The sequence below is a fragment of the Aeromonas sp. 159 genome, from assembly GCF_963862045.1.
Lineage (GTDB): Bacteria > Pseudomonadota > Gammaproteobacteria > Enterobacterales > Aeromonadaceae > Aeromonas > Aeromonas veronii.
This window is the reverse complement of sequence record NZ_CAWLMI010000019.1, coordinates 1-19199: the sequence shown is the minus strand read 5'-3', so window position 1 is coordinate 19199 and position 19199 is coordinate 1. Positions and strand designations below refer to the sequence as shown.

Genomic DNA, 19199 nt, shown 5'->3' with positions numbered 1-19199 from the left:
TCTCTTGGGAGCGGGGTTTAGCCGGTCTGCTGCTCGGCGATCAATTCCCGTATCTGTTCACCCGTGCAACCGAAGCGACGCTCGCGGGCAACGAAAGAGGCGACAGCCTCACTGAACTCGGCCTCGTTGAAATCGGGCCACAATACCGGGGTAAAATAGAGCTCGGCATAGGCGAGCTGCCATAACACAAAGTTGCTGATGCGATGATCGCCACCGGTGCGGATCAACAGGTCCACGGGTGGCAGATCGGCCATGCAAACCTCGCGGGTCAACATGGATTCATCAATGTCGTCAGCGGCCAGTTCACCGGCCGCCACTGCTTTAGCCAGCTTGCGGGCCGCCTGGGCGATATCCCACTGGCCGCCATAGTTGGCCGCAATGTTCAGGGTCAACCCCTTGTTATTGGCGGTCAAGGCTTCCGCCTTGGCGATTTTGGCCTGCAACCGCTCACTAAAGCGAGCAGTATCGCCAATCACCTTGAGCCGGATCCCGTTGTTGTGCAGTTTCTGCACCTCACGACCCAGCACTGTGATGAACAGTTCCATCAAGGCACTGACCTCCCCTTCCGGGCGGCGCCAGTTCTCGCTGGAGAATGCAAACAGGGTCAATGCCTCGATCTTGGCACGCGCAGCAAAGGTAACGGCCTCGCGCACTGACTTGACGCCCGCCTTGTGGCCATAAACCCGCATCTTGCCTCGGTTCTGGGCCCAGCGACCGTTACCATCCATGATGATGGCGACGTGACGGGGTAAAGACGAGTTGGCACAATCACCCAACGCAGCCAAAAGCGACATGTAATTCTCCCACAAAGACAAAAGCGCCGTGCAGGGGCACTACACGGCGCTCGTAATATACCTTTCAGACGGTTAGATTTCCATTAGCTCCTTCTCCTTTACGGCAAGGGCCTCATCGACCAGCTTGATGTAGGAGTCGGTCAGTTTCTGGATCTCTTCCTGGGCGCGACGGTCGTCGTCTTCGGAGATCTCTTTGTCCTTCAGCAGCGCTTTCAGATCGGCGTTGGCGTCACGACGGATGTTGCGCACGGCAACACGGGCATTTTCCGCTTCGGCACGGACGATCTTGGTCAGGTCGCGACGACGCTCTTCGGTCAGCGGCGGCAGTGGCACGCGCAGGGTCTGGCCATTGCTGGACGGGTTCAGGCCCAGATCGGAGGTCAGGATCGCCTTCTCTACCGCCTGGATCATGGAGCGGTCAAAAATGGAGATGGAGAGAGTGCGAGCATCTTCTGCCACGACGTTGGCCAACTGTTTCAGCGGAGTGGCAGCACCGTAATACTCAACCTGGATGCCGTCGAGCAGGCTCGGGTGAGCGCGGCCGGTACGGATCTTGGACATTTGGGTCTTGAGCGCTTCTACGCTCTTGCCCATACGGTCCTTGGCGTCGTTTTTAATCTCGTTGATCACAGTGGTTTTCCTTTTGGCGAACGAGCCGCTACACGGCCCGTGTCTATCTTATTTACTGACGTGATGGATAGGATAAGAGCGCCAGGTGGCTCACTTTTATCTTATTTACCAACGTGGTGGATCAGAGTGCCTTCCGGTTCACCCATGACAACCCGGCGCAGGGCACCCGGTTTGTTCATGTTGAACACGCGGATCGGCAGATCATGGTCACGTGCCAGGGTAAAGGCAGCAAGATCCATCACCTTGAGCTCTTTTTCAAGAACTTCATCATAACTCAGTTCATGATACAGCACGGCATCCGGATTCTTGACCGGATCTTCGTTGTATACACCATCAACCTTGGTGGCTTTGAGCACCACATCAGCTTCGATCTCGATCCCGCGCAGGCAAGCCGCAGAATCGGTAGTGAAGAAGGGGTTGCCGGTACCGGCAGAGAAGATAACGACTTTGCCAGCACGCAGCTGGCTGATTGCCTCGGCCCAGCTGTAGGAGTCACAGACGCCTTGCAGGGAGATGGCAGACATCAGACGGGCATTCACATAAGCACGATGCAGGGCATCACGCATGGCCAGACCGTTCATCACGGTTGCCAGCATACCCATGTGGTCGCCCACCACGCGGTTCATGCCCGCTTTGGCAAGACCGGCACCACGGAACAGGTTGCCGCCACCGATGACCAGACCGACCTGAACACCCAACTCAACCAGTTCTTTGATCTCTTGGGCCATCCGCTCCAGCACCGCCGGATCAATGCCGAAACCCTCGGATCCTTGCAGGGCTTCACCACTCAACTTCAGAAGAACACGTCTGTATGCAGGTTTGGGATTGGTACTCATGTCACTGATTCCTGGTCATATAAAGACCGCGACATAAGTCGCGGTCTGGGGAAACGGAAAAACCGGTTCGATTAGGCCTTTTGAGCGGCCGCGATTTGGGCTGCAACTTCAGCAGCGAAATCGGTCTCTTGCTTCTCGATGCCTTCGCCCACTTCGAAACGGGTGAAGGAGACAACGTCAGCGCCTTCTTTCTTCAGCAGCTCGGCAACGGTCATGGAAGGATCTTTCACGAACGGTTGACCAGTCAGGGAAACCTCACCGGTGAACTTCTTCATGCGGCCTTCAACCATCTTCTCGGCGATCTCTTTCGGCTTGCCGGAGTTGATGGCGATGTCGATCTGGATTTCGCGCTCTTTGGCAACGACTTCAGCAGACACGTCTTCAGGCTTGACGAATTGCGGGCTGTTGGCAGCAACGTGCATGGCCAGATCTTTGGCCAGCTCGGCAGAACCACCGGTCAGCTTGGTGATAACACCAATGCGGGAACCGTGAACGTAGGTACCCAGGTTGTCACCTTCAACCAGCATCACGCGACGCAGGTTCATGTTCTCACCGATCTTGGCGATCAGGTTGGTGATGGTCAGCTCGACGGATTCGCCGTTACCGAAGTCAGCGGCTTTCAGCGCGTCAACGTCAGCAATTTTCTGGGTCGCAGCGATGTCAGCGATCTTCTGGCCCATTGCCATGAAGCTGGCATCTTTGGCGACGAAGTCGGTTTCGCTGTTCAGCTCGATCATGACGGCAACGTTGCCTTCGGTGCGAGCAAAGATAACGCCTTCAGCGGCGATACGGCCAGCTTTCTTGGCGGCTTTGGCCTGACCGGATTTGCGCATGTTCTCAATTGCCAGCTCGATATCACCAGCAGCTTCTTCCAGTGCTTTTTTGCAATCCATCATGCCAGCGGCAGTGCGCTCGCGCAGTTCTTTTACCAGGGCGGCAGTAACGTTAGCCATGTCCAGTATCCTCGGTCTTGAATTGACAAGAAACAGGGGCCACAAGGGCCCCTGCTAACCAATTACATCAGCTTGGTTAATAAGGGCTTTACAGTCCTTATCAATTACTCAGCTTCAACGAAGCCATCTTGTTCGGCTTGAACAACGATGTCCTGAGCGCGAGCTTCCAGTACGGTGTCAGCAGCAGCATTCAGGTACAGCTGTACGGCACGGATAGCGTCGTCGTTACCCGGGATGACATAGTCAACGCCGTCCGGGTTGGAGTTGGTATCAACGATGGAAACTACCGGGATACCCAGGTTATTGGCTTCTTTGATAGCGATATGCTCGTGGTCGGCATCGACAACGAACAGAACGTCAGGCAGGCCGCCCATGTTCTTGATACCACCCAGGCTCTTCTCCAGCTTTTCCATTTCGCGAGTACGCATCAGCGCCTCTTTCTTGGTCAGCTTGTCGAAGGTACCGTCTTGGCTCTGGGTTTCCAGATCTTTCAGGCGCTTGATAGACTGACGAACGGTTTTCCAGTTGGTCAGCATACCGCCCAGCCAGCGGTGGTTTACATAGAACTGGTCGCAACGCTCAGCGGCTTCTTTTACGGCTTCAGACGCGGCACGCTTGGTACCAACGAACAGTACCTTGCCTTTCTTGGCAGCTACGGAGCTGATGAAGTTCATGGCATCGTCAAACATAGGAACGGTTTTTTCCAGGTTGATGATGTGAACTTTGCTGCGTGCACCGAAGATGTAGGATTTCATTTTCGGGTTCCAGTAACGAGTCTGGTGACCGAAGTGAACGCCAGCTTGCAGCATGTCGCGCATAGAAACTTTAGCCATTTTATACCTCTGTATTGGGGTTAGGCCTCCACACATCCCATATAACCGACCCGTTAAGGCACCCCGGCATATGTGTCGATGTGTGTGTGTTGTTTAAGTAAGGGTGATGAAATCGGGACGCAAGTTCCCCATTCCGGCGCGCTTTATATCATAACTTTGTCCAGGACACCACCGGCCGACACCCTAAACAGGTGTAAATATGGATCCCGCCAGAGGATGCTGCGACGCCGATTTGACGTTGTGATGACAATCACACTGGAAGTACGCGGGGGTTGCGGATAAAATTTTGCCCTGATTGCAAACGCATCTATTTTTCATTACCTGTCCTGTCTGCCCTCGCAGGCCCAGCGGCAGGCCGCAAGAGAGATCCCATGTCCATTAAAATCAAGACACCGGAAGAGATTGAAAAGATGCGCGTTGCCGGCCAATTGGCCGCCGATGTGCTGGTCATGATTGCGCCCCATGTCAAAGCTGGCGTCACCACTGACGAACTGAACACCCTCTGCCACGACTATATTGTCGACGTACAACAGGCGGTTCCAGCTCCGCTCAACTACCACGGCTTCCCCAAATCCATCTGCACCTCGGTGAACGATGTGATCTGCCACGGTATCCCGAATCACAAGAGGCTGCGCGATGGCGACATCATCAACCTGGATATCACCGTTATCAAGGATGGTTACCACGGCGATACCTCGGCCATGTTCATCGTGGGTGAAACCACCCCGCTGCGCCGCCAGCTCTGCAAAGTTGCGCAAGAGAGCCTCTACGCCGCCATCAAGAAGGTGCGTCCGGGTGCCTGCATCACCGAGATTGGCGCAGTGATCCAGCCCATCGTCGAGAAGGCCGGTTTCTCCGTGGTGCGTGACTACTGCGGTCACGGTATCGGTGCCGAGTTCCACGAAGAGCCGCAGATCCTCCACTATCGCAACAGCGGCAAGCTGGAGCTGAAAGCAGGCATGTGCTTCACCATCGAGCCCATGGTCAACAGCAAGAAGTATCACTGCAAGGTCAATCCGAAGGATGGCTGGACCGTGACCACCAAGGATGGCGGCGACTCCGCCCAGTGGGAGCACACCCTGCTGGTGACCGAGGATGGCTGCGAGGTGCTCACCCTGCGCCCCGATGACACTATCGACCGCTTCATCAAACACAGCTAACATCGAACCCCGGCCCTGAACTTCCAAAGCGCCGGGGTTTTTACTTCTGTTTCAGCCATTTGCCTGCCACTGTGTGTGAGATGCCATGGACGCCAGCCTGCTTTCCCCCCATTTGTTACCCGATGATCAGCTCACTCGCGACAACTGCAAAGAGTACCTGAGCCGCTTTCTCGGCTGGCTGCACGCCCGTTTTGATGCCGGTGACAACATCATCGAGCTGGTTGCCACCCGCTCCGAGTACATGGATCAGTTGCTCTGCCGGTTGTGGCAGAAGTTCGGCTTCGACAAGAGCGACCTAACCCTGATCGCGGTAGGCGGTTATGGCCGTGGCGAGCTGCACCCCCACTCCGACATCGACCTGCTGATCCTCTATGATGGCGATGAACTGGACGAGGTGTTGGGACTGCGCATCGGCGAGTTCATCACCTTGCTGTGGGATCTCAAGCTTGAGGTGGGTCAGGCGGTGCGCAACGTGGCGGAGTGCCTCGAGCAGGGGCGCGCCGATATTACGGTAGCAACCAACCTCATCGAGGCCCGCTACATCACAGGTCGCCAGGAGGGATTCCGACAACTGAAAGAGGCCACCGGCCCCCAGCACTTCTGGCCGAGCGAAGCCTTCTTTCGCGCCAAACGGCAAGAGCAGGCGGAGCGCCATCAGCAGTTTCTCGGTACCGCCTACAAGCTGGAGCCCGATCTCAAGAGCAATCCGGGTGGCCTGCGGGATATTCAGACCCTCGCCTGGGTCGCCCGCCGCCACTTTGGCGCCACCACTTTGTTCGAGATGACCAGCCACGGCTTTCTCAACCGCGCCGAGTATCGTGAGCTGCTCGACTGCCAGAATTTTCTCTGGAAGGTGCGCTTTGCCCTGCATATGGCCATCAACAAGGGAGATAACCGCCTGCTGTTCGATCGCCAGCGCACCGTGGCCCAAATGTTGGGGTTCGAGGGGGAAGGCAACACTCCGGTCGAGCAGATGATGAAGCGCTTCTACCAGACGGTGCGGCGGGTCTCGGAGCTTAACGAGATGCTGCTGCAGCTGTTTGACGAGGCGATCCTCGGCAACACCGCCATGGATGTGCGCCGCCTCTCCGACGAGTTCCAGCTCCGTGGCCGCCTCATCGATGCGGTGGATGCGGAGCTGTTTAGCCGTGAACCGGCCGCCATCCTGCGCCTCTTCTATCAGATGGCCCAGCATCCCGAGATTGCAGGCATCCACTCGGCCACCCTGCGCCAACTGCGCGAGGCGCGCCGCAAACTCAACTGCTGGTTGCAGGACTTGCCCGACTGCCGTCGCCTCTTTATGGCGCTGCTGCGCCACCCCAACGGCATCGGCCTGCCGCTCACCCTGATGCACAAGTACGGCATTCTGGCGGCCTATCTGCCGCAATGGAACCTCATCGTCGGCCAGATGCAGTTCGACATGTTCCACGCCTACACGGTAGATGAGCACACCCATCGGCTGCTCAAGAACATTCATCAGTTCCCCAATCCGGCCAGTCGCCAGAGCCACCCGCTCTGCCACGAGGTCTTCACCCGGCTGCGCAAACCGGAGCTGCTCAGCATCGCCGCCCTGTTTCACGATATTGCCAAGGGGCGGCGCGGCGATCACTCGGAACTCGGCGCCGTCGATGCGCTGGAGTTCTGCCAGTTGCACGGTCTGGATCGCTACGAGAGCCGACTGGTCGCCTGGCTGGTGCGCCATCACCTGCTGATGTCGGTTACCGCCCAGCGCCGCGATATCTACGATCCCGACGTGGTCACCGACTTTGCCCAGAAGGTGCGCGACGAGCAGCATCTCGACCTGCTCTACTGCCTCACCGTGGCCGATATCTGCGCCACCAACGATACCCTGTGGAACGACTGGAAGGGCACCCTGCTGCGGGAGCTCTACTTCGCCACCCAGAAGGCGCTGCGCCAGGGGTTGGAGAACCCGCCCGACATGCGGCTGCGCATTCGCGAAAACCAGCGTCAGGCCAAGCAACTGCTGGCGCAACGGGATGTATCGGAAGAGGCAATCAACCAGCTCTGGGCCGATTTCAAGGCCGACTACTTCCTGCGCCACAGCCCGGAACAGATCGCCTGGCACTGCCGCCACATCATCGAACATGGCGACAACCCGGCACCGCTGGTGATCATCGGCAAACACCCGACCCGCGGTGGCAGCGAGGTGTTTATCTACTGCCGCGATACCCCGAATCTGTTTGCCACCGTCGCCTCGGCGCTGGATCAGAAGAACCTCAACATCCACGACGCCCAGATCATGAACTCGCGCAGTAACTATGTGCTCGATACCTTCGTGGTACTGGAGCCAAGCGGCGAGCCCATCAGCCCCAATCGCACTGCCACCATCAAGAAGGCGCTGGAGAAGGCGCTGCAGGAGCCGGGCAAGCTGGTGCTGCGCAACAAGCCGTTGTCACGGCGCCACCGCCAGTTCAGCGTGCCGACCCGGGTGGTCTTCCTGCCCCGCTCTTCGCCCACTAAAGGGGAGAGCCGTCACACCCTGATGGAGCTGACAGCCCTCGATACCCCCGGCCTGCTGGCGCGGATCGGTGCCGTTTTCCAGCAGTGCGGGCTGTCGCTGCACGCCGCCAAAATCGCCACCTTCGGCGAGCGGGTCGAGGACTTTTTCAGCCTGACCAGCCTCGATGGCGAGCCATTGACCGCCGAGCAGCAAAAACAGCTGGAAGAGCGACTGGTACACCAACTCAATCCCCAACAGTCGGTACTGGATTAAGCGAAGAGTGATTCGAAAGAGGCTGATTGTCGGGCGTTTTTTGCCATGCCAAACAACTGGTTGGCGCACACAGGATGAAGAAATGGCCGCTGGCCGGAAGAATTCCGGTCAACCCCTTAAAAACAGTCGGAAAAGTGTGATACAACAAACAGAATTTTTTAAAGGAAACCTGTCATGACCGAGTTGCAACAGATCATTGAAGCGGCCTTCGAGCGCCGCGACACCATTACTCCGGGCTCCGTGGATAGCGCCACCAAGTCCGCCATCCTGCAAGCCATCGACCTGCTGGACTCTGGCAAGGCACGGGTTGCCGAGAAGATCGCCGGTGAGTGGGTTGTCCATCAGTGGTTGAAGAAAGCGGTACTGCTCTACTTCCGCATCAACGACAACGGCATCATCAAGGGCGACGATGCCCAGTACTACGACAAGGTTCCCCTCAAATTCTCCAACTACACCGCCGAGCAGTTCAAGGAAGCGGGTGTGCGCGTGGTGCCGCCGGCGACCGCCCGCAAAGGCTCCTTTATCGCCCCCAATACCGTGCTGATGCCCTCCTACGTCAACATCGGCGCCTTTGTTGACGAAGGTACCATGGTCGATACCTGGGCCACTGTCGGCTCTTGCGCCCAGATCGGTAAAAACGTGCATCTCTCCGGCGGCGTCGGCATCGGTGGCGTACTGGAGCCACTGCAGGCCAACCCGACCATCATCGAAGACAACTGCTTTATCGGTGCCCGCTCCGAAGTGGTTGAAGGGGTCATCGTCGAGGAAGGTTCCGTCATCTCCATGGGCGTCTTCATCGGCCAGTCCACCCGCATCTATGACCGCGAAACCGGCGAAATCCACTACGGCCGCGTACCGGCTGGCTCCGTGGTCGTCTCCGGCTCCCTGCCCTCCAAATGCGGCAAGTACAGCCTCTACGCGGCGGTGATCGTCAAGAAGGTGGATGCCAAGACCCGTGCCAAAGTCGGCATCAACGCCCTGCTGCGCTCCATCGACGAGTAATCAGCATTGCTGTGATGAAAGGGCGCCTGATGGCGCCCTTTTCATTTTGGCGCCCCTGTCACAGGCAAGCCATGAGGCATCGGTTAAGATGGATGGGACAGGATCGTTTCAAACCAAGGAAGCCTGATGTACGAGAATCTGAAGAGCCTGGGGATCCAGGATCCCGCCTCCGTCGACAGCTATACCCTGCGCCAGGAGGCCAACCACGACATCCTCAAGATCTACTTCAAGAAGCAGAAGGGCGAGTTCTTCGCCAAGAGTGTCAAATTCAAGTATCCCCGCCAGCGCAAGACCATGCTGGTCGACTCGGGCACCCACGAGTACAAGGATGTTACCGAGATCAACGCCAACCTCAAGTATGTGGTGGATGAGCTGGACAACCTGACCCAGGGCGTTCATCAGCAGGCCGACCCGGACATCAAGCAGAAGATCCTGCGCGACCTGCGCCATCTGGAAAAAGTGGTGCAGAACAAGATCAGCGAAATCGAGCGGGATCTGGAGAAACTCTAATCCCCCCGACTCGACAAAAGAGCGCCCAGGTGGCGCTCTTTTTATTGGCTGATTACTGGATGACTTTATCTGGCTATAAGGTTGATCTGGTGATGGTGTGCGATAAGGCTAGCGAGGCACAACGCCAACATAGGGCATCCCGTTACATATCGCCCCTTGGGCAACGAGACTCCTGCCGAGATCGATCTACAGCGACTCGCACGCTCCATAACCACAAATAGCAAGAGGGAGGCTTTCGCCTCCCTCTTCAAACACGCTGATATTCAGGCAACAGGATTAGTTGCTCTTCATCCAGATGTCCATGTCGGTTTTCAGGTTGTCGGACTTGGTACCGAAGATGGCTTGAACGCCGGAACCAGCCACTACCACACCGGCAGCACCCAGCTTCTTCAGACCAGCCTGGTCAACCTTGGCAACATCTTTCACGCCAACACGCAGACGGGTGATGCAGGCATCCAGAGAAGCGATGTTCTCTTTACCACCGAAGGCGGCAACCAGAGCAGCAGACATCTCGTCTTTGCCTTGGCCAACGGCCTCTTCAGCAGTCTCGTCTTCACGACCCGGGGTTTTCAGGTTCATGGCACGGATAACGAAGCTGAATACCACGTAGTAGATAGCAGCGTAAACCAGACCCAGACCAACCAGCAGCAGCATGTTGTCGGCACGCGGTGATTGCACCACGAAGTCGATGAAGCCGTTGGAGAAGGTGTGACCGTGTACGATACCCAGAGAGTTGGTCAGCACATAAGCCAGACCAGCCAGTACAGCGTGTATTGCGTACAGAACAGGAGCGATGAACAGGAAGGAGAATTCAATCGGCTCGGTGATACCGGTCAGGAAAGAGGTCAGGGCAGCAGAGGCCATGATACCAACGATCTTGGCGCGGTTTTCCGGCTTGGCAGCGTGAGCGATGGCGAACGCAGCAGCAGGCAGACCGAACATTTTGAACAGATAGCCACCAGCCAGTTGACCGAAGCCGTTACCGGCAGCGCGGGACGCGTCATCAGCAGTCAGGAAGCAGGTCATGATACCGTGAACAGTTTCACCGGCACCGTTGACACAGGTACCCGCCTGATAGAAGAACGGTACGTTCCAGATGTGGTGCAGACCGAACGGGATCAGGGAGCGCTCAACCACGCCGTAGATACCGAAGGCCAGTACCGGGTTCTGGTTGGCAGCCCAGTCAGAGAAGGCACCGATGGCGCCACCCACTGGCGGCCAAATCACGGACAGGATCACACCCAGACCGATGGAGAGGAAACCGGTGATGATGGGTACGGCACGTTTGCCCGCGAAGAAGCCCAGGTACTCTGGCAGCTGGATCTTGTAGAAACGGTTGAAGGCCCAGGCAGCGATACCACCGGCCAGGATACCACCCAGCACGCCGGTTTCGATGGTTTCAACACCCATCACAGGTGCCATGACCTTCAGGGTTGCGACCATGATGCCGTAGCCAACGATGGCTGACAGACCGGATACACCGTCGTTATTGGTAAAGCCCAGAGCAACACCCACTGCGAACAGCAGGGCCATCTGGCCAAATACAGAACCACCGGCTTGCTCCATCAATTGGGAGACAATTTCCGGCATCCAGCTGAAGTGGGCAGCACCCACCCCCAGCAGAATACCTGCGACTGGCAAGACTGATACTGGCAGCATCAGCGCCTTACCAACCTTTTGCAGATTAGAGAAAGCATTTTTGAACATTGTGTGCGCTCCTGAATGGATTGTCGTCCCTGAACGATCTATCTGGATGAAATAAGCACTGATTCATTCAGATATCTTCGAGTCGGGCTTGTTTATTTTGACCATCAGAATATAACCCAGCGGGTCATAAATTGCTGCTTTCGAAGGCGGGGGAATATTGAATTTGGAGGGAAGATCACAACTTGTTTAGCGGCTAAAAAACGCATCTAATATAAGTTAAAAATGTGCATTATCACTCTATTACAAAAACATATAAATAGCAGTTTCACTTTGTATTTTAATAATACAATTTACATCAAACGGCAACTCATTGTAACCAAATGTAACGGTGTTATTTTTACTTATTACAGTCTACCGATTAAAAAGGCCTCCAACAAGGGAGGCCTCAATAAATATATCTGACCAGTAAATGGTCGTATTACTCTATTTTTGCGACCGCTTGACCGCATCAATAAACACGCTTTTTGCTTTGGTTGAACCAGCCCGTTCAGCCTCGTTCACCAGCTTCATCGCCTTGTCGATATCCCCCGCCTTGACCGCTTTTTCGATCTGACTCTGATAGAAGGTTTCAGTTTCACTCAACATGGCAGGAGCAGGTTTGGCAACTACCGAGGCACTGGTTGCGACAACCGCAGTTGCAGCAGGGACGACCAGCTTATTAGGAACCACTTCCACAGTTGAGCGTCTCGCTTGCTCTTTTATCTCATCAGTACCAATTGCATACGCTGGTTTGTACACATTTCCACCTCCTTTTCCTGCGCTAAGGTCTACAACAGAGAAACGGATAACCCCCCAAGGCGAATGTGGAATAACTGGGTCCTTGATGCCGTAATCATTGACAACCTTTGCTTTGGCCATCAACTTGGCATCACTGGGGATCGTTAGGGTCTCACTCAATCGCGATTCATCTGTATAGATAAGCAGGTAGCTCTCATTGTTCGGATTACCGATGTGACTACGGTCGACGGTAAAGGTTCCACTAACAGCATTCCCACTGATCAATCTCGCTGGGTCATACCTAAAAACGTTCCGACCCATCGTTCGGGTGACCTGAAAACGCGAGTCCAACATAACCACGACTGGCTCAAACATAGTCTGATCGATGATCCCTTCGACAGTGATACTGAGGTCACCAGAATGAGTAGGGAGACGATAAGCAGCAAAATAACTCTTGCCTTCAGAAAACGCATACACGGGAGAATTTGCATCAATGGCGGCTAGCTGAGATGTCCCAGGCACCATATCAACATACGGGATATTCGCAAAATCCTTGCAACACGCTTTAGCCAAATCCAGAGATTGCATGGCACGTTCTCGATCCGTAACGGCTGCTTTGAACCCTTTGGTTGGAGAGAGCTGTGCTTCGAGCGAGGCACACCCGCCCAACAACAAAGAGCCTAGCAAAACGACTGCGAGCTTGGTGTTATACATGATTCGACGCATCCATTAACAGAATAAACAAAGAAGCCCCCGACAAGCGGGGGCGTGACTATACAAGCATTTAATACACCTATTACCACCAAGCTTCTGCTTGCACACCGACGGTGAAAGCATCATCTTGCGGAACTCCATTGGAGTCTTTTTCAAGTGCACCGTCTTGCTGCAGGTAGCTAGCAAAAACCCGAATTTCCGGACGAGCCCAGTAGCCACGGCCAGCAGACCATGCCTGCGCGATAGTGTATTTACTACCTTCGGTAGACTTTTCTGCACTATTTTTAATCTTCTCATTATCCTTGAAGTAACCCAGCTCAAGGTAGGTCTTCATGGTATCAGTCCAGTTATAGGCAGGACGAACAACTACAGAGAAGGTATCAATGTCTGCGAGTTTTTTGTTAACGTAAACGTCATTGGCTTCACCATAGACCAGTTGATGGCCAACTTCGAAGTTACTTGCGCCCAAAGCGATGACACCGTGGTTGATTGCACGGAAACCTTTCCCATCACCTTGTTCGATAACCAAACCGTTTCCGTTACCAGCACCGTAACCAGCAGCTTGATTGGCCAAACCGCCACTCATGTACTGCAGAACTGTCTTATTAAAGCCGCCAGACAGACCCCAAGTCAGCTCTGCCGTACCCATTTGCCCATCTTCTGCATCATAACCAAGTCGAGCTTTCTGATCGTCAGTGACATTTGCTTGCGCAAAATCGTAACCCAGTTCCAAGCTGGCGTCTTTCCACAACGGGATACCAGCATAACGAACATCCAAAGTGTTGGTATCAACACGCTCTTTACCTGCTTTGAACTCAGCACTGGTATCAGATTGAATCAACGCAACAGATGCCTTACCAGGGCCAATGTTCACATTTTCCAGACCACCACCGATACCAGACACATCCCAGTAGTAGAAGTCACTAAGATGAATATCGTGGCGCTGATAGTAGCGCTGACCAGCCCAAAGGGTCTCGCCACCACCAAACAGATTCTTGGCCTGAACGTTAAATTGGCGACCTGCAATGTTGTCATTCCATGTGCTCTTGGCTGAATCGTCATCACCAAAAGCAATCATTGAGTCAACATAAAATGAAATATCATTTTTATTGTATACTTCTTGGCCAAGCTGAATTTCGCCGAAAACGTTTTTCTCGTTACCAAGACGACCAACTTTTTGCTGGCTCAGGGTCTGCTGACCGCCATTGTCAGAAACACCAAAACCACCACGCATATAACCGTGGAAATCTACGGCAAAGGCGGCTTGGGAAGCCAGGGCGGCAGTAACAGCTGCTGCAATCGGGAGCCACTTCATTTTCATTGTCATATTCCTTATTTCCCGCAGTGAGGAGTGTGATCCTGAATATTCAACTTCTTATCACCATGTAATCCTGTTGGTGATAACCGAGGTTGATTATAGGGAGCGTATTTCACGACAAATATGAAGCGACTCACAAAATGGCGACAAATCGCTCGGCAAACAATCTCCACAACACCAGAAAGCAAAAAACCGACCTGATAAGCAATAGAAAACCAATAAAACCACAAGGCAAGCAATTATAGCAAACCTGAAAGCGTTACCAGCAATTAATTTGCGACTGAACCAAAGTCATTATTTTACGATCGAATGACAAAAACATGACTGAGATCGCTTTCAAGATTGAACTTTTATTTGGACGACGGGTCTGCGGTACGCTTGAAACCATTACGCCGATGGAATGCCAAAAGGGGAAAATATCCCTCCGCCACTATCGACAATAAGAGTGGAAAATATGCTTGCTGAGTGAGATGACATTTGTGCAAATAACAATCCCCTGCCGGTTAAGGAGCAGGGGATTGATATGGCTCTATTTCAGAGAATATTCAGGGCTGAATATCCCACTTTTTCAGCCAGCTGAGTGCCACCTGTTCGGGTTCATCGTGCACGGTGGCATCCAGCTCCAGCGGGGGCATCACTCGCGTGGCGCCCAGCTCTTGCAGCAATCCGTCCAGCCGACGGCCCGCGCCACAAAAATGGTCATAGCTGCTGTCGCCCATGGCAATCAAGGCATACCGCAGCCCCTTGAGCCAGGGCGCCTTGTCAGCCAGCTCGCTGGCAAAGGGCTGCAGATTGGGAGGAATGTCCCCCTGTCCGGTGGTGGCACTGACCAGCAATAAAAAACGGCCGGGGTCGATGTCCGCCAGCCGTGCTTCTTCGTGCAGAGAACAGTGATGCCCCTTGCGTTCCAGCTCATCTGCCAAGGTCTCGGCCACCAGCATGGCTGCGCCATAGACAGTTCCTACCACGATATCAATCTGCGCCATTTTCCTCTCCCTGCTTGAGTCACTCTTTTGAGCAACTCTATCAGCAAGCTGGCGTCAGATGCCACCGGTTCAAGGCTGAGGCTCAGGCGCTTAGTAGTCGCTCTCGCTGGCGGGCCAGCCCAGCTCGGCAAACAGGCGCAGCACATCCTGACCGAGTGGCGCCTGGATCCGCATCGGCACCTTGAGCACCGGATGGGTAAAGCTCAGGGTGCGGGCCACCAGCAGCAGCCGTTCGCAGCCAAAGTGCTCGCGAAAGAAACGGTTGTGACGACCATCCCCATGGGTGGTATCCCCGACGATGGGGTGGAACAGGTGATCCATATGGCGGCGCAGCTGATGCTTGCGGCCGGTCTTCGGGAACAATCTGACCAGACTGTAACGACTGGTGGGGTGCTTCTTGGAGACTGCATGGGGCAGCTCGACCTGATGCAAGCGCCGGAAGGTAGTGACGGCATCCTGCGCCGGGCGATCCGGGTTGCTCATGGCATCGGCAATCTTGTCCAGCTGCTCCTTGAGGGGATAGTCGATCACCCCCTGCTCGGGTGCCCAACCGCGCACCAATGCCAGATACTCCTTGTGCACCTGACGCTGGGTAAAGGCTTCGGTCAGCGCGCGGGCAATCACCGGATCGAGCGCAAACAGCAGCACCCCGGAGGTGGGCCGATCGAGGCGATGCACCGGATAGACATGGCGACCGCCGATGAGATCCCGGGTCATCTGCATGGCAAAACGGGTCTCGCCCTTGTCGAGCCAACTGCGATGCACCAGCAGACCGGACGGCTTGTTGACCGCCACCAGCCACTCATCCTGATAGAGCAGAGTCAGCTTCAGGTCACTCTCTTCTCGAGTTTGCGCAGGCATCATTGTTCGATCACTTTGCCGGAAAGCAGCAGATCGAAGCGGGCGATCAGGCGCAGCAGCGCTTCTGCCTCGGCCAGATCCTCTTTGTAGACTTCGCTGGCCATGGGATAGAGGGAGACGCTGGTGGGCAACGGCGCCTGCAACATCACCAGCTGCTCCATGCGCGGGATCAGCACGAACTGCAGCCACTGATCAAAGCTCAGGGTATCGACACAAAAAGGCAGGGTGCTTGCCAGGGCTTCGTCACCGGGATGGTCAGCTTGCCAGCGCTCAAGGCGCTGCAACTCGGCGGTGAGTTCCCCCAACAGGCCAGCTACCAGCAAATATTGATTCATCTCGCTCTCTTCCTCATAACCACAAATTGATCCGCCGACCCGACAGGGTCAGCCAGGATGCCGATACATTCAATCGCGCAGCACCGGCGATTCAGCCGACTCATCGACATACACGGCAACCAGCGCAGCCTGCCGCCTTTAAAAAAGGGCGATACTATACACCTCCCCCCGCATGGCTGCCATGTTGATATCTGCCGCAACGTGCGTCTGCTGCCACTGGCTATCCTCGGCAAGGGCCTTATAATCGGCCCGCATCACCATTAGCCGGATCTCACCATGTCTGCGACGCCTACTGCCATCAATACCTTGACCGAATTTCTGACTCAGGCTGGCACCCAGTTCCAGCTGTTTGACATGGGCCGCCAGGTGCGGCCACTGGCAAGCGACACCTTTGTCCGCATCGAACAGCAGCAGGAGCCCTACCCCTGGCCGCTGCAGCAGCACGCCTGGCTGGGTGTGCACTTCTTCCAGCCGAGCGAGTCTCGCCACTACCTCTGGTTCCTCAAGTTTGCCCTCGATGAGCGCGGCCTGCTGATGTCAAATGGCCCCAAGCTGTTCATGGATCAGGTGGTGGAGACCCTGGGCTACAAGCTCACCGGCGATCTGGATGAAGAGAAGGCCCAGCGCTTGGCCGACAATCCCTACACCTTCCGCCCGGCGGAGGCAAAAATGGCCAGTCTGCACGCCAAGCTGGCGCGCCAGCTGGAGCAGGCCCCTTCCGCCTATTACGATGCCCTCTGCCACTATCTGGCCGCCCCCAACGACACCGGTTGGCAAACGCTGGGGCTGCAGGGCTTTGCCGATCTGGCCGAGCGACTCCATGATGAGCGCAATCTGGCGCTGATCTGCAAGGCGCTGCCCAAACTACCGCAAGAGCCGCTCTATGCCCTCTGCCAGAGCCTTGAAAACGCCCCGCTGCCGCCAGCAGTACAAGGCGCCCTGCTCGAGCGGATCGGCAAGGAGCAGGAGTGCGCCGCCCCCAACCCGGAGACCCTGGCCTACCTCTGCCGCGCCATGGCCTCCTGTCCCGGCAGCTCTTTGCGCACCAACAAGCTGCTGACCCTGCTGCAAACCCAGCCGAGCCCGGCGCTGCTGCTCGCCATTGCGGGCCGGCTCTGGCCCGACCTGAAAGATGCCAATCTGCTCAGCCACTATCTGGAACAACTGGCACTGCAACCGACCCAGTTCTTCAATCAGGTTTTTGCCGAGTTGGTCACTTTACCGGCCCTGCGCAATGATATGCTGGCCAGACTGCGTGACCCCAACCGCAGCGATGCGCTGGGCAAGGCCATCGGCCGTCTGTTTGCCTCGGCCTGATCCCTCGCCTCCCCCTCACGCCACGAGGCAACACGGCGGGAAATAGAAAAGGAGATCGGGAGTGCCGAGCAGGACTCCCGGTTATCGACATCACGATAAGGAAGCCCGCCTATGGGAGAGATGCTCGGAATTTTGTTGCTGATTGCCGTAGCCGGCCTGTTCTGGCTGCAACGCCAACAGGCAGAAGTGGCCTGGCAATACATGCGCCGCTACTGCCAGCACCATGATCTGCAACTGCTGTCACTGGCCCGCAACCGGCGGGAGCTGGCCCGCAATCCCCTGCGGCTGCTGACCCACTATCAGTTTGAATTCTCCAGCGATGGCGAGAGCCACTATCAGGGCACCCTCAAGATGCAGGGGCTGCACGTCGTGGGCGTTGATCTGCCACCCCATCGCATCCCCTCTGCCTGATCCCCAATCTCGTCTCTGCGCCCGATGGCTGTGCCTGTCTATAATCTCAGGGATTAAACAAAGGGAGAGACGAGATGGAACCCCTTGTCCACGATCTGCCAGCCCTGTTTGCCCAGCTCGGGATGGCCAACGACGAGCTGAGCCTGCACCGCTTTGTGCACGACCATCACCTCGACAATGAGACCCTGCTGCCGGAGGCCGGTTTCTGGAACGCCGCCCAGGCCAGCTTTCTGCGCGACGCCCTGTGGAACGACTCCGACTGGTGTGAAGCGATCGACCAGCTCGATGTGATGCTGCGCCAGCCCCGCTAAGCCGCCCTTTCCTCCCCTGCCGGCTTTGGTTAAGATCCCGCCCCGATATCGATCCCCCCTTCTCACCCAGAGCATGCTTATGTCCGCCCACGAGATCATCCGAATTGCCAACGAGCTGGCCGCCAAGGGCCTGACGCCCACCACCGCCATGATCAAGGCCCGCCTCACCCAGCCCGTGCCGATGGCCGAGCTGTTGAAAGTGCTGAGCCAGTGGAAGCAGCAGCCCGTCGCGACCGCCGAGAGCGAAAGTCTGCCCGAAGCGGCGCCCCAACCAGCACCGGCGCTCACCCTGCAGCAACTCGCCGAGCAGCTCGCACGCATCGAACAGAAGGTGGATCGTCTGACCGACCTGCTCCTCCAGCAGGGACAAGGCTGAGCCATGTATATCGTCGAACTCTGCTTTGAGTGTTACCGCGATACCTCCCTTGGCGAAGCCGAGCGGGCCATCGTCAACTACCTCGACATGCTGCGTTATCAGGGCCAGATCCTCGGGCGGGAGTTCCCCACCAGCATGCATGAAGGCTATTTCGTCAGTCGGGTGGTCTGTCCGGAGCAGGATAGTTTGCATCCGGACAACCAGAGCGATCAGGTCAAACTGGCTGAGCAGCAGCTCAACCAGGCCGGGCTGCTGGCGCCGAAACTGCAGCTGCAGGGGGCGGATCTACTATCCGACAGCACAGATCCTTGCGGCCAGCAGGGCGAGCGGCCGAGCTGGATGATGCTCTACACCAGCTTCCTGCACACCTGCTCGCCGCTGCGCTGTGGCGACCACTTCGCCCCCATTCCGCTCTACCAGCTGCCCGCAGTCGCCAACGGCGATCAGAAGCAGATCATCAAGTGGCAGGAGGATTGGGAGGCGTGTGATCAGTTGCAGATGAACGGCTCCATCGCCGAACATGCGGCGCTGCACGAAATCGGCGAAGTGGGCAGCCGCCTCTACCGGCGCGGCACCGACCTGGCCAAGCGGCTGGAAGTGCTGAGCGGCATCCCCACCTACTACTACCTCTATCGGGTGGGCGGGCTGAGCGCGGCCGAGGAGAAGGCGCGCCCCTGCCCCAGCTGTGGCGGTG

Annotated in this window: 20 protein-coding genes; 9 read left to right on the top strand and 11 right to left on the bottom strand. The window is 56.3% G+C overall.

The genetic code is table 11. The annotated features are described in order from the left end of the window. Positions 1-17: 17 nt before the first annotated feature. From uppS to rpsB, 5 genes are all read right to left on the bottom strand, one after another. Positions 18-794, bottom strand: a complete 777-nt coding sequence (gene uppS / locus AACR14_RS04055) for a polyprenyl diphosphate synthase (protein WP_005338574.1) — start codon at positions 792-794, stop codon at positions 18-20. Positions 795-866: 72 nt separating this feature from the next. Then, complete coding sequence (gene frr / locus AACR14_RS04050; protein ID WP_005338576.1) at positions 867-1424, bottom strand: ribosome recycling factor; 558 nt, start codon at positions 1422-1424, stop codon at positions 867-869. Positions 1425-1525: 101 nt separating this feature from the next. After that, on the bottom strand, positions 1526-2260 hold the full coding sequence (gene pyrH, locus AACR14_RS04045) for a UMP kinase (protein ID WP_005338577.1): 735 nt from the start codon (positions 2258-2260) through the stop codon (positions 1526-1528). A gap of 71 nt (positions 2261-2331) precedes the next feature. Continuing rightward, the gene (tsf, locus tag AACR14_RS04040; protein ID WP_005338578.1) at positions 2332-3213 is read right to left on the bottom strand and encodes a translation elongation factor Ts; all 882 of its coding nucleotides are present in this window, start codon (positions 3211-3213) and stop codon (positions 2332-2334) included. Between the two features lie 104 nt (positions 3214-3317). Further along, positions 3318-4046, bottom strand: coding sequence for a 30S ribosomal protein S2 (gene rpsB, locus AACR14_RS04035; protein WP_005303470.1), 729 nt, complete (start codon positions 4044-4046; stop codon positions 3318-3320). Between the two features lie 371 nt (positions 4047-4417). Between rpsB and map the strand changes: the two genes are divergently transcribed. The 4 genes from map to AACR14_RS04015 all read left to right on the top strand — a co-directional run bounded on the left by map (position 4418) and on the right by AACR14_RS04015 (position 9452). Next, positions 4418-5206, top strand: a complete 789-nt coding sequence (gene map, locus AACR14_RS04030) for a type I methionyl aminopeptidase (protein ID WP_019445218.1) — start codon at positions 4418-4420, stop codon at positions 5204-5206. Positions 5207-5291: 85 nt separating this feature from the next. Continuing rightward, positions 5292-7940 carry a bifunctional uridylyltransferase/uridylyl-removing protein GlnD gene (glnD, locus tag AACR14_RS04025; RefSeq protein ID WP_019445217.1) on the top strand — a complete coding sequence of 883 codons (2649 nt, stop codon included), beginning with the start codon at positions 5292-5294 and terminating at the stop codon, positions 7938-7940. Positions 7941-8114: 174 nt separating this feature from the next. After that, the gene (gene dapD, locus AACR14_RS04020) at positions 8115-8942 is read left to right on the top strand and encodes a 2,3,4,5-tetrahydropyridine-2,6-dicarboxylate N-succinyltransferase (RefSeq protein ID WP_005338581.1); all 828 of its coding nucleotides are present in this window, start codon (positions 8115-8117) and stop codon (positions 8940-8942) included. 126 nt (positions 8943-9068) lie between these two features. After that, on the top strand, positions 9069-9452 hold the full coding sequence (locus AACR14_RS04015; RefSeq protein ID WP_005338583.1) for a DUF3461 family protein: 384 nt from the start codon (positions 9069-9071) through the stop codon (positions 9450-9452). 276 nt (positions 9453-9728) lie between these two features. Here AACR14_RS04015 and ptsG read toward each other — a convergent pair whose 3' ends face one another. From ptsG to AACR14_RS03985, 6 genes are all read right to left on the bottom strand, one after another. Continuing rightward, positions 9729-11159, bottom strand: a complete 1431-nt coding sequence (ptsG, locus tag AACR14_RS04010) for a PTS glucose transporter subunit IIBC (protein ID WP_005338586.1) — start codon at positions 11157-11159, stop codon at positions 9729-9731. Between the two features lie 423 nt (positions 11160-11582). After that, on the bottom strand, positions 11583-12590 hold the full coding sequence (locus AACR14_RS04005) for a MalM family protein (protein ID WP_019445216.1): 1008 nt from the start codon (positions 12588-12590) through the stop codon (positions 11583-11585). Between the two features lie 82 nt (positions 12591-12672). Then, positions 12673-13911, bottom strand: a complete 1239-nt coding sequence (gene lamB, locus AACR14_RS04000; protein ID WP_019445215.1) for a maltoporin LamB — start codon at positions 13909-13911, stop codon at positions 12673-12675. Positions 13912-14453: 542 nt separating this feature from the next. After that, on the bottom strand, positions 14454-14894 hold the full coding sequence (locus AACR14_RS03995) for a flavodoxin (RefSeq protein ID WP_019445214.1): 441 nt from the start codon (positions 14892-14894) through the stop codon (positions 14454-14456). Between the two features lie 90 nt (positions 14895-14984). Continuing rightward, on the bottom strand, positions 14985-15758 hold the full coding sequence (gene truC / locus AACR14_RS03990) for a tRNA pseudouridine(65) synthase TruC (RefSeq protein WP_019445213.1): 774 nt from the start codon (positions 15756-15758) through the stop codon (positions 14985-14987). Then, positions 15755-16090 carry a YqcC family protein gene (locus tag AACR14_RS03985; RefSeq protein WP_005338596.1) on the bottom strand — a complete coding sequence of 112 codons (336 nt, stop codon included), beginning with the start codon at positions 16088-16090 and terminating at the stop codon, positions 15755-15757. The genes truC and AACR14_RS03985 overlap by 4 nt, the downstream gene beginning before the upstream one ends. 276 nt (positions 16091-16366) lie before the next feature. Between AACR14_RS03985 and AACR14_RS03980 the strand changes: the two genes are divergently transcribed. From AACR14_RS03980 to AACR14_RS03960, 5 genes are all read left to right on the top strand, one after another. Next, positions 16367-17407, top strand: coding sequence for a DUF3549 family protein (locus AACR14_RS03980; RefSeq protein WP_019445211.1), 1041 nt, complete (start codon positions 16367-16369; stop codon positions 17405-17407). A 111-nt stretch (positions 17408-17518) separates the two neighbouring features. Beyond that, positions 17519-17818, top strand: a complete 300-nt coding sequence (locus tag AACR14_RS03975; protein ID WP_019445210.1) for a DUF3301 domain-containing protein — start codon at positions 17519-17521, stop codon at positions 17816-17818. Positions 17819-17892: 74 nt separating this feature from the next. Next, the gene (locus AACR14_RS03970) at positions 17893-18129 is read left to right on the top strand and encodes a DUF2789 family protein (RefSeq protein ID WP_005338602.1); all 237 of its coding nucleotides are present in this window, start codon (positions 17893-17895) and stop codon (positions 18127-18129) included. A 79-nt stretch (positions 18130-18208) separates the two neighbouring features. After that, the gene (locus AACR14_RS03965; RefSeq protein WP_005338604.1) at positions 18209-18505 is read left to right on the top strand and encodes a DNA-binding protein; all 297 of its coding nucleotides are present in this window, start codon (positions 18209-18211) and stop codon (positions 18503-18505) included. A gap of 3 nt (positions 18506-18508) precedes the next feature. Next, the coding region (locus AACR14_RS03960) for a Zn-ribbon-containing protein (protein WP_019445209.1) at positions 18509-19199 on the top strand (691 nt) is incomplete at its 3' end.

What these genes read in the sequence shown, in the direction of transcription:
- ptsG (WP_005338586.1), bottom strand. Translation starts at nt 11,159, where the DNA reads ATGTTCAAAAATGCTTTCTCTAATCTGCAAAAGGTTGGTAAGGCGCTG.
- rpsB (WP_005303470.1), bottom strand. Translation starts at nt 4,046, where the DNA reads ATGGCTAAAGTTTCTATGCGCGACATGCTGCAAGCTGGCGTTCACTTC.
- AACR14_RS03965 (WP_005338604.1), top strand. Translation starts at nt 18,209, where the DNA reads ATGTCCGCCCACGAGATCATCCGAATTGCCAACGAGCTGGCCGCCAAG.
- lamB (WP_019445215.1), bottom strand. Translation starts at nt 13,911, where the DNA reads ATGAAAATGAAGTGGCTCCCGATTGCAGCAGCTGTTACTGCCGCCCTG.
- pyrH (WP_005338577.1), bottom strand. Translation starts at nt 2,260, where the DNA reads ATGAGTACCAATCCCAAACCTGCATACAGACGTGTTCTTCTGAAGTTG.
- AACR14_RS03985 (WP_005338596.1), bottom strand. Translation starts at nt 16,090, where the DNA reads ATGAATCAATATTTGCTGGTAGCTGGCCTGTTGGGGGAACTCACCGCC.
- uppS (WP_005338574.1), bottom strand. Translation starts at nt 794, where the DNA reads ATGTCGCTTTTGGCTGCGTTGGGTGATTGTGCCAACTCGTCTTTACCC.
- AACR14_RS03970 (WP_005338602.1), top strand. Translation starts at nt 17,893, where the DNA reads ATGGAACCCCTTGTCCACGATCTGCCAGCCCTGTTTGCCCAGCTCGGG.
- glnD (WP_019445217.1), top strand. Translation starts at nt 5,292, where the DNA reads ATGGACGCCAGCCTGCTTTCCCCCCATTTGTTACCCGATGATCAGCTC.
- AACR14_RS03975 (WP_019445210.1), top strand. Translation starts at nt 17,519, where the DNA reads ATGGGAGAGATGCTCGGAATTTTGTTGCTGATTGCCGTAGCCGGCCTG.
- AACR14_RS04005 (WP_019445216.1), bottom strand. Translation starts at nt 12,590, where the DNA reads ATGTATAACACCAAGCTCGCAGTCGTTTTGCTAGGCTCTTTGTTGTTG.
- tsf (WP_005338578.1), bottom strand. Translation starts at nt 3,213, where the DNA reads ATGGCTAACGTTACTGCCGCCCTGGTAAAAGAACTGCGCGAGCGCACT.
- AACR14_RS04015 (WP_005338583.1), top strand. Translation starts at nt 9,069, where the DNA reads ATGTACGAGAATCTGAAGAGCCTGGGGATCCAGGATCCCGCCTCCGTC.
- AACR14_RS03995 (WP_019445214.1), bottom strand. Translation starts at nt 14,894, where the DNA reads ATGGCGCAGATTGATATCGTGGTAGGAACTGTCTATGGCGCAGCCATG.
- AACR14_RS03980 (WP_019445211.1), top strand. Translation starts at nt 16,367, where the DNA reads ATGTCTGCGACGCCTACTGCCATCAATACCTTGACCGAATTTCTGACT.
- map (WP_019445218.1), top strand. Translation starts at nt 4,418, where the DNA reads ATGTCCATTAAAATCAAGACACCGGAAGAGATTGAAAAGATGCGCGTT.
- dapD (WP_005338581.1), top strand. Translation starts at nt 8,115, where the DNA reads ATGACCGAGTTGCAACAGATCATTGAAGCGGCCTTCGAGCGCCGCGAC.
- truC (WP_019445213.1), bottom strand. Translation starts at nt 15,758, where the DNA reads ATGATGCCTGCGCAAACTCGAGAAGAGAGTGACCTGAAGCTGACTCTG.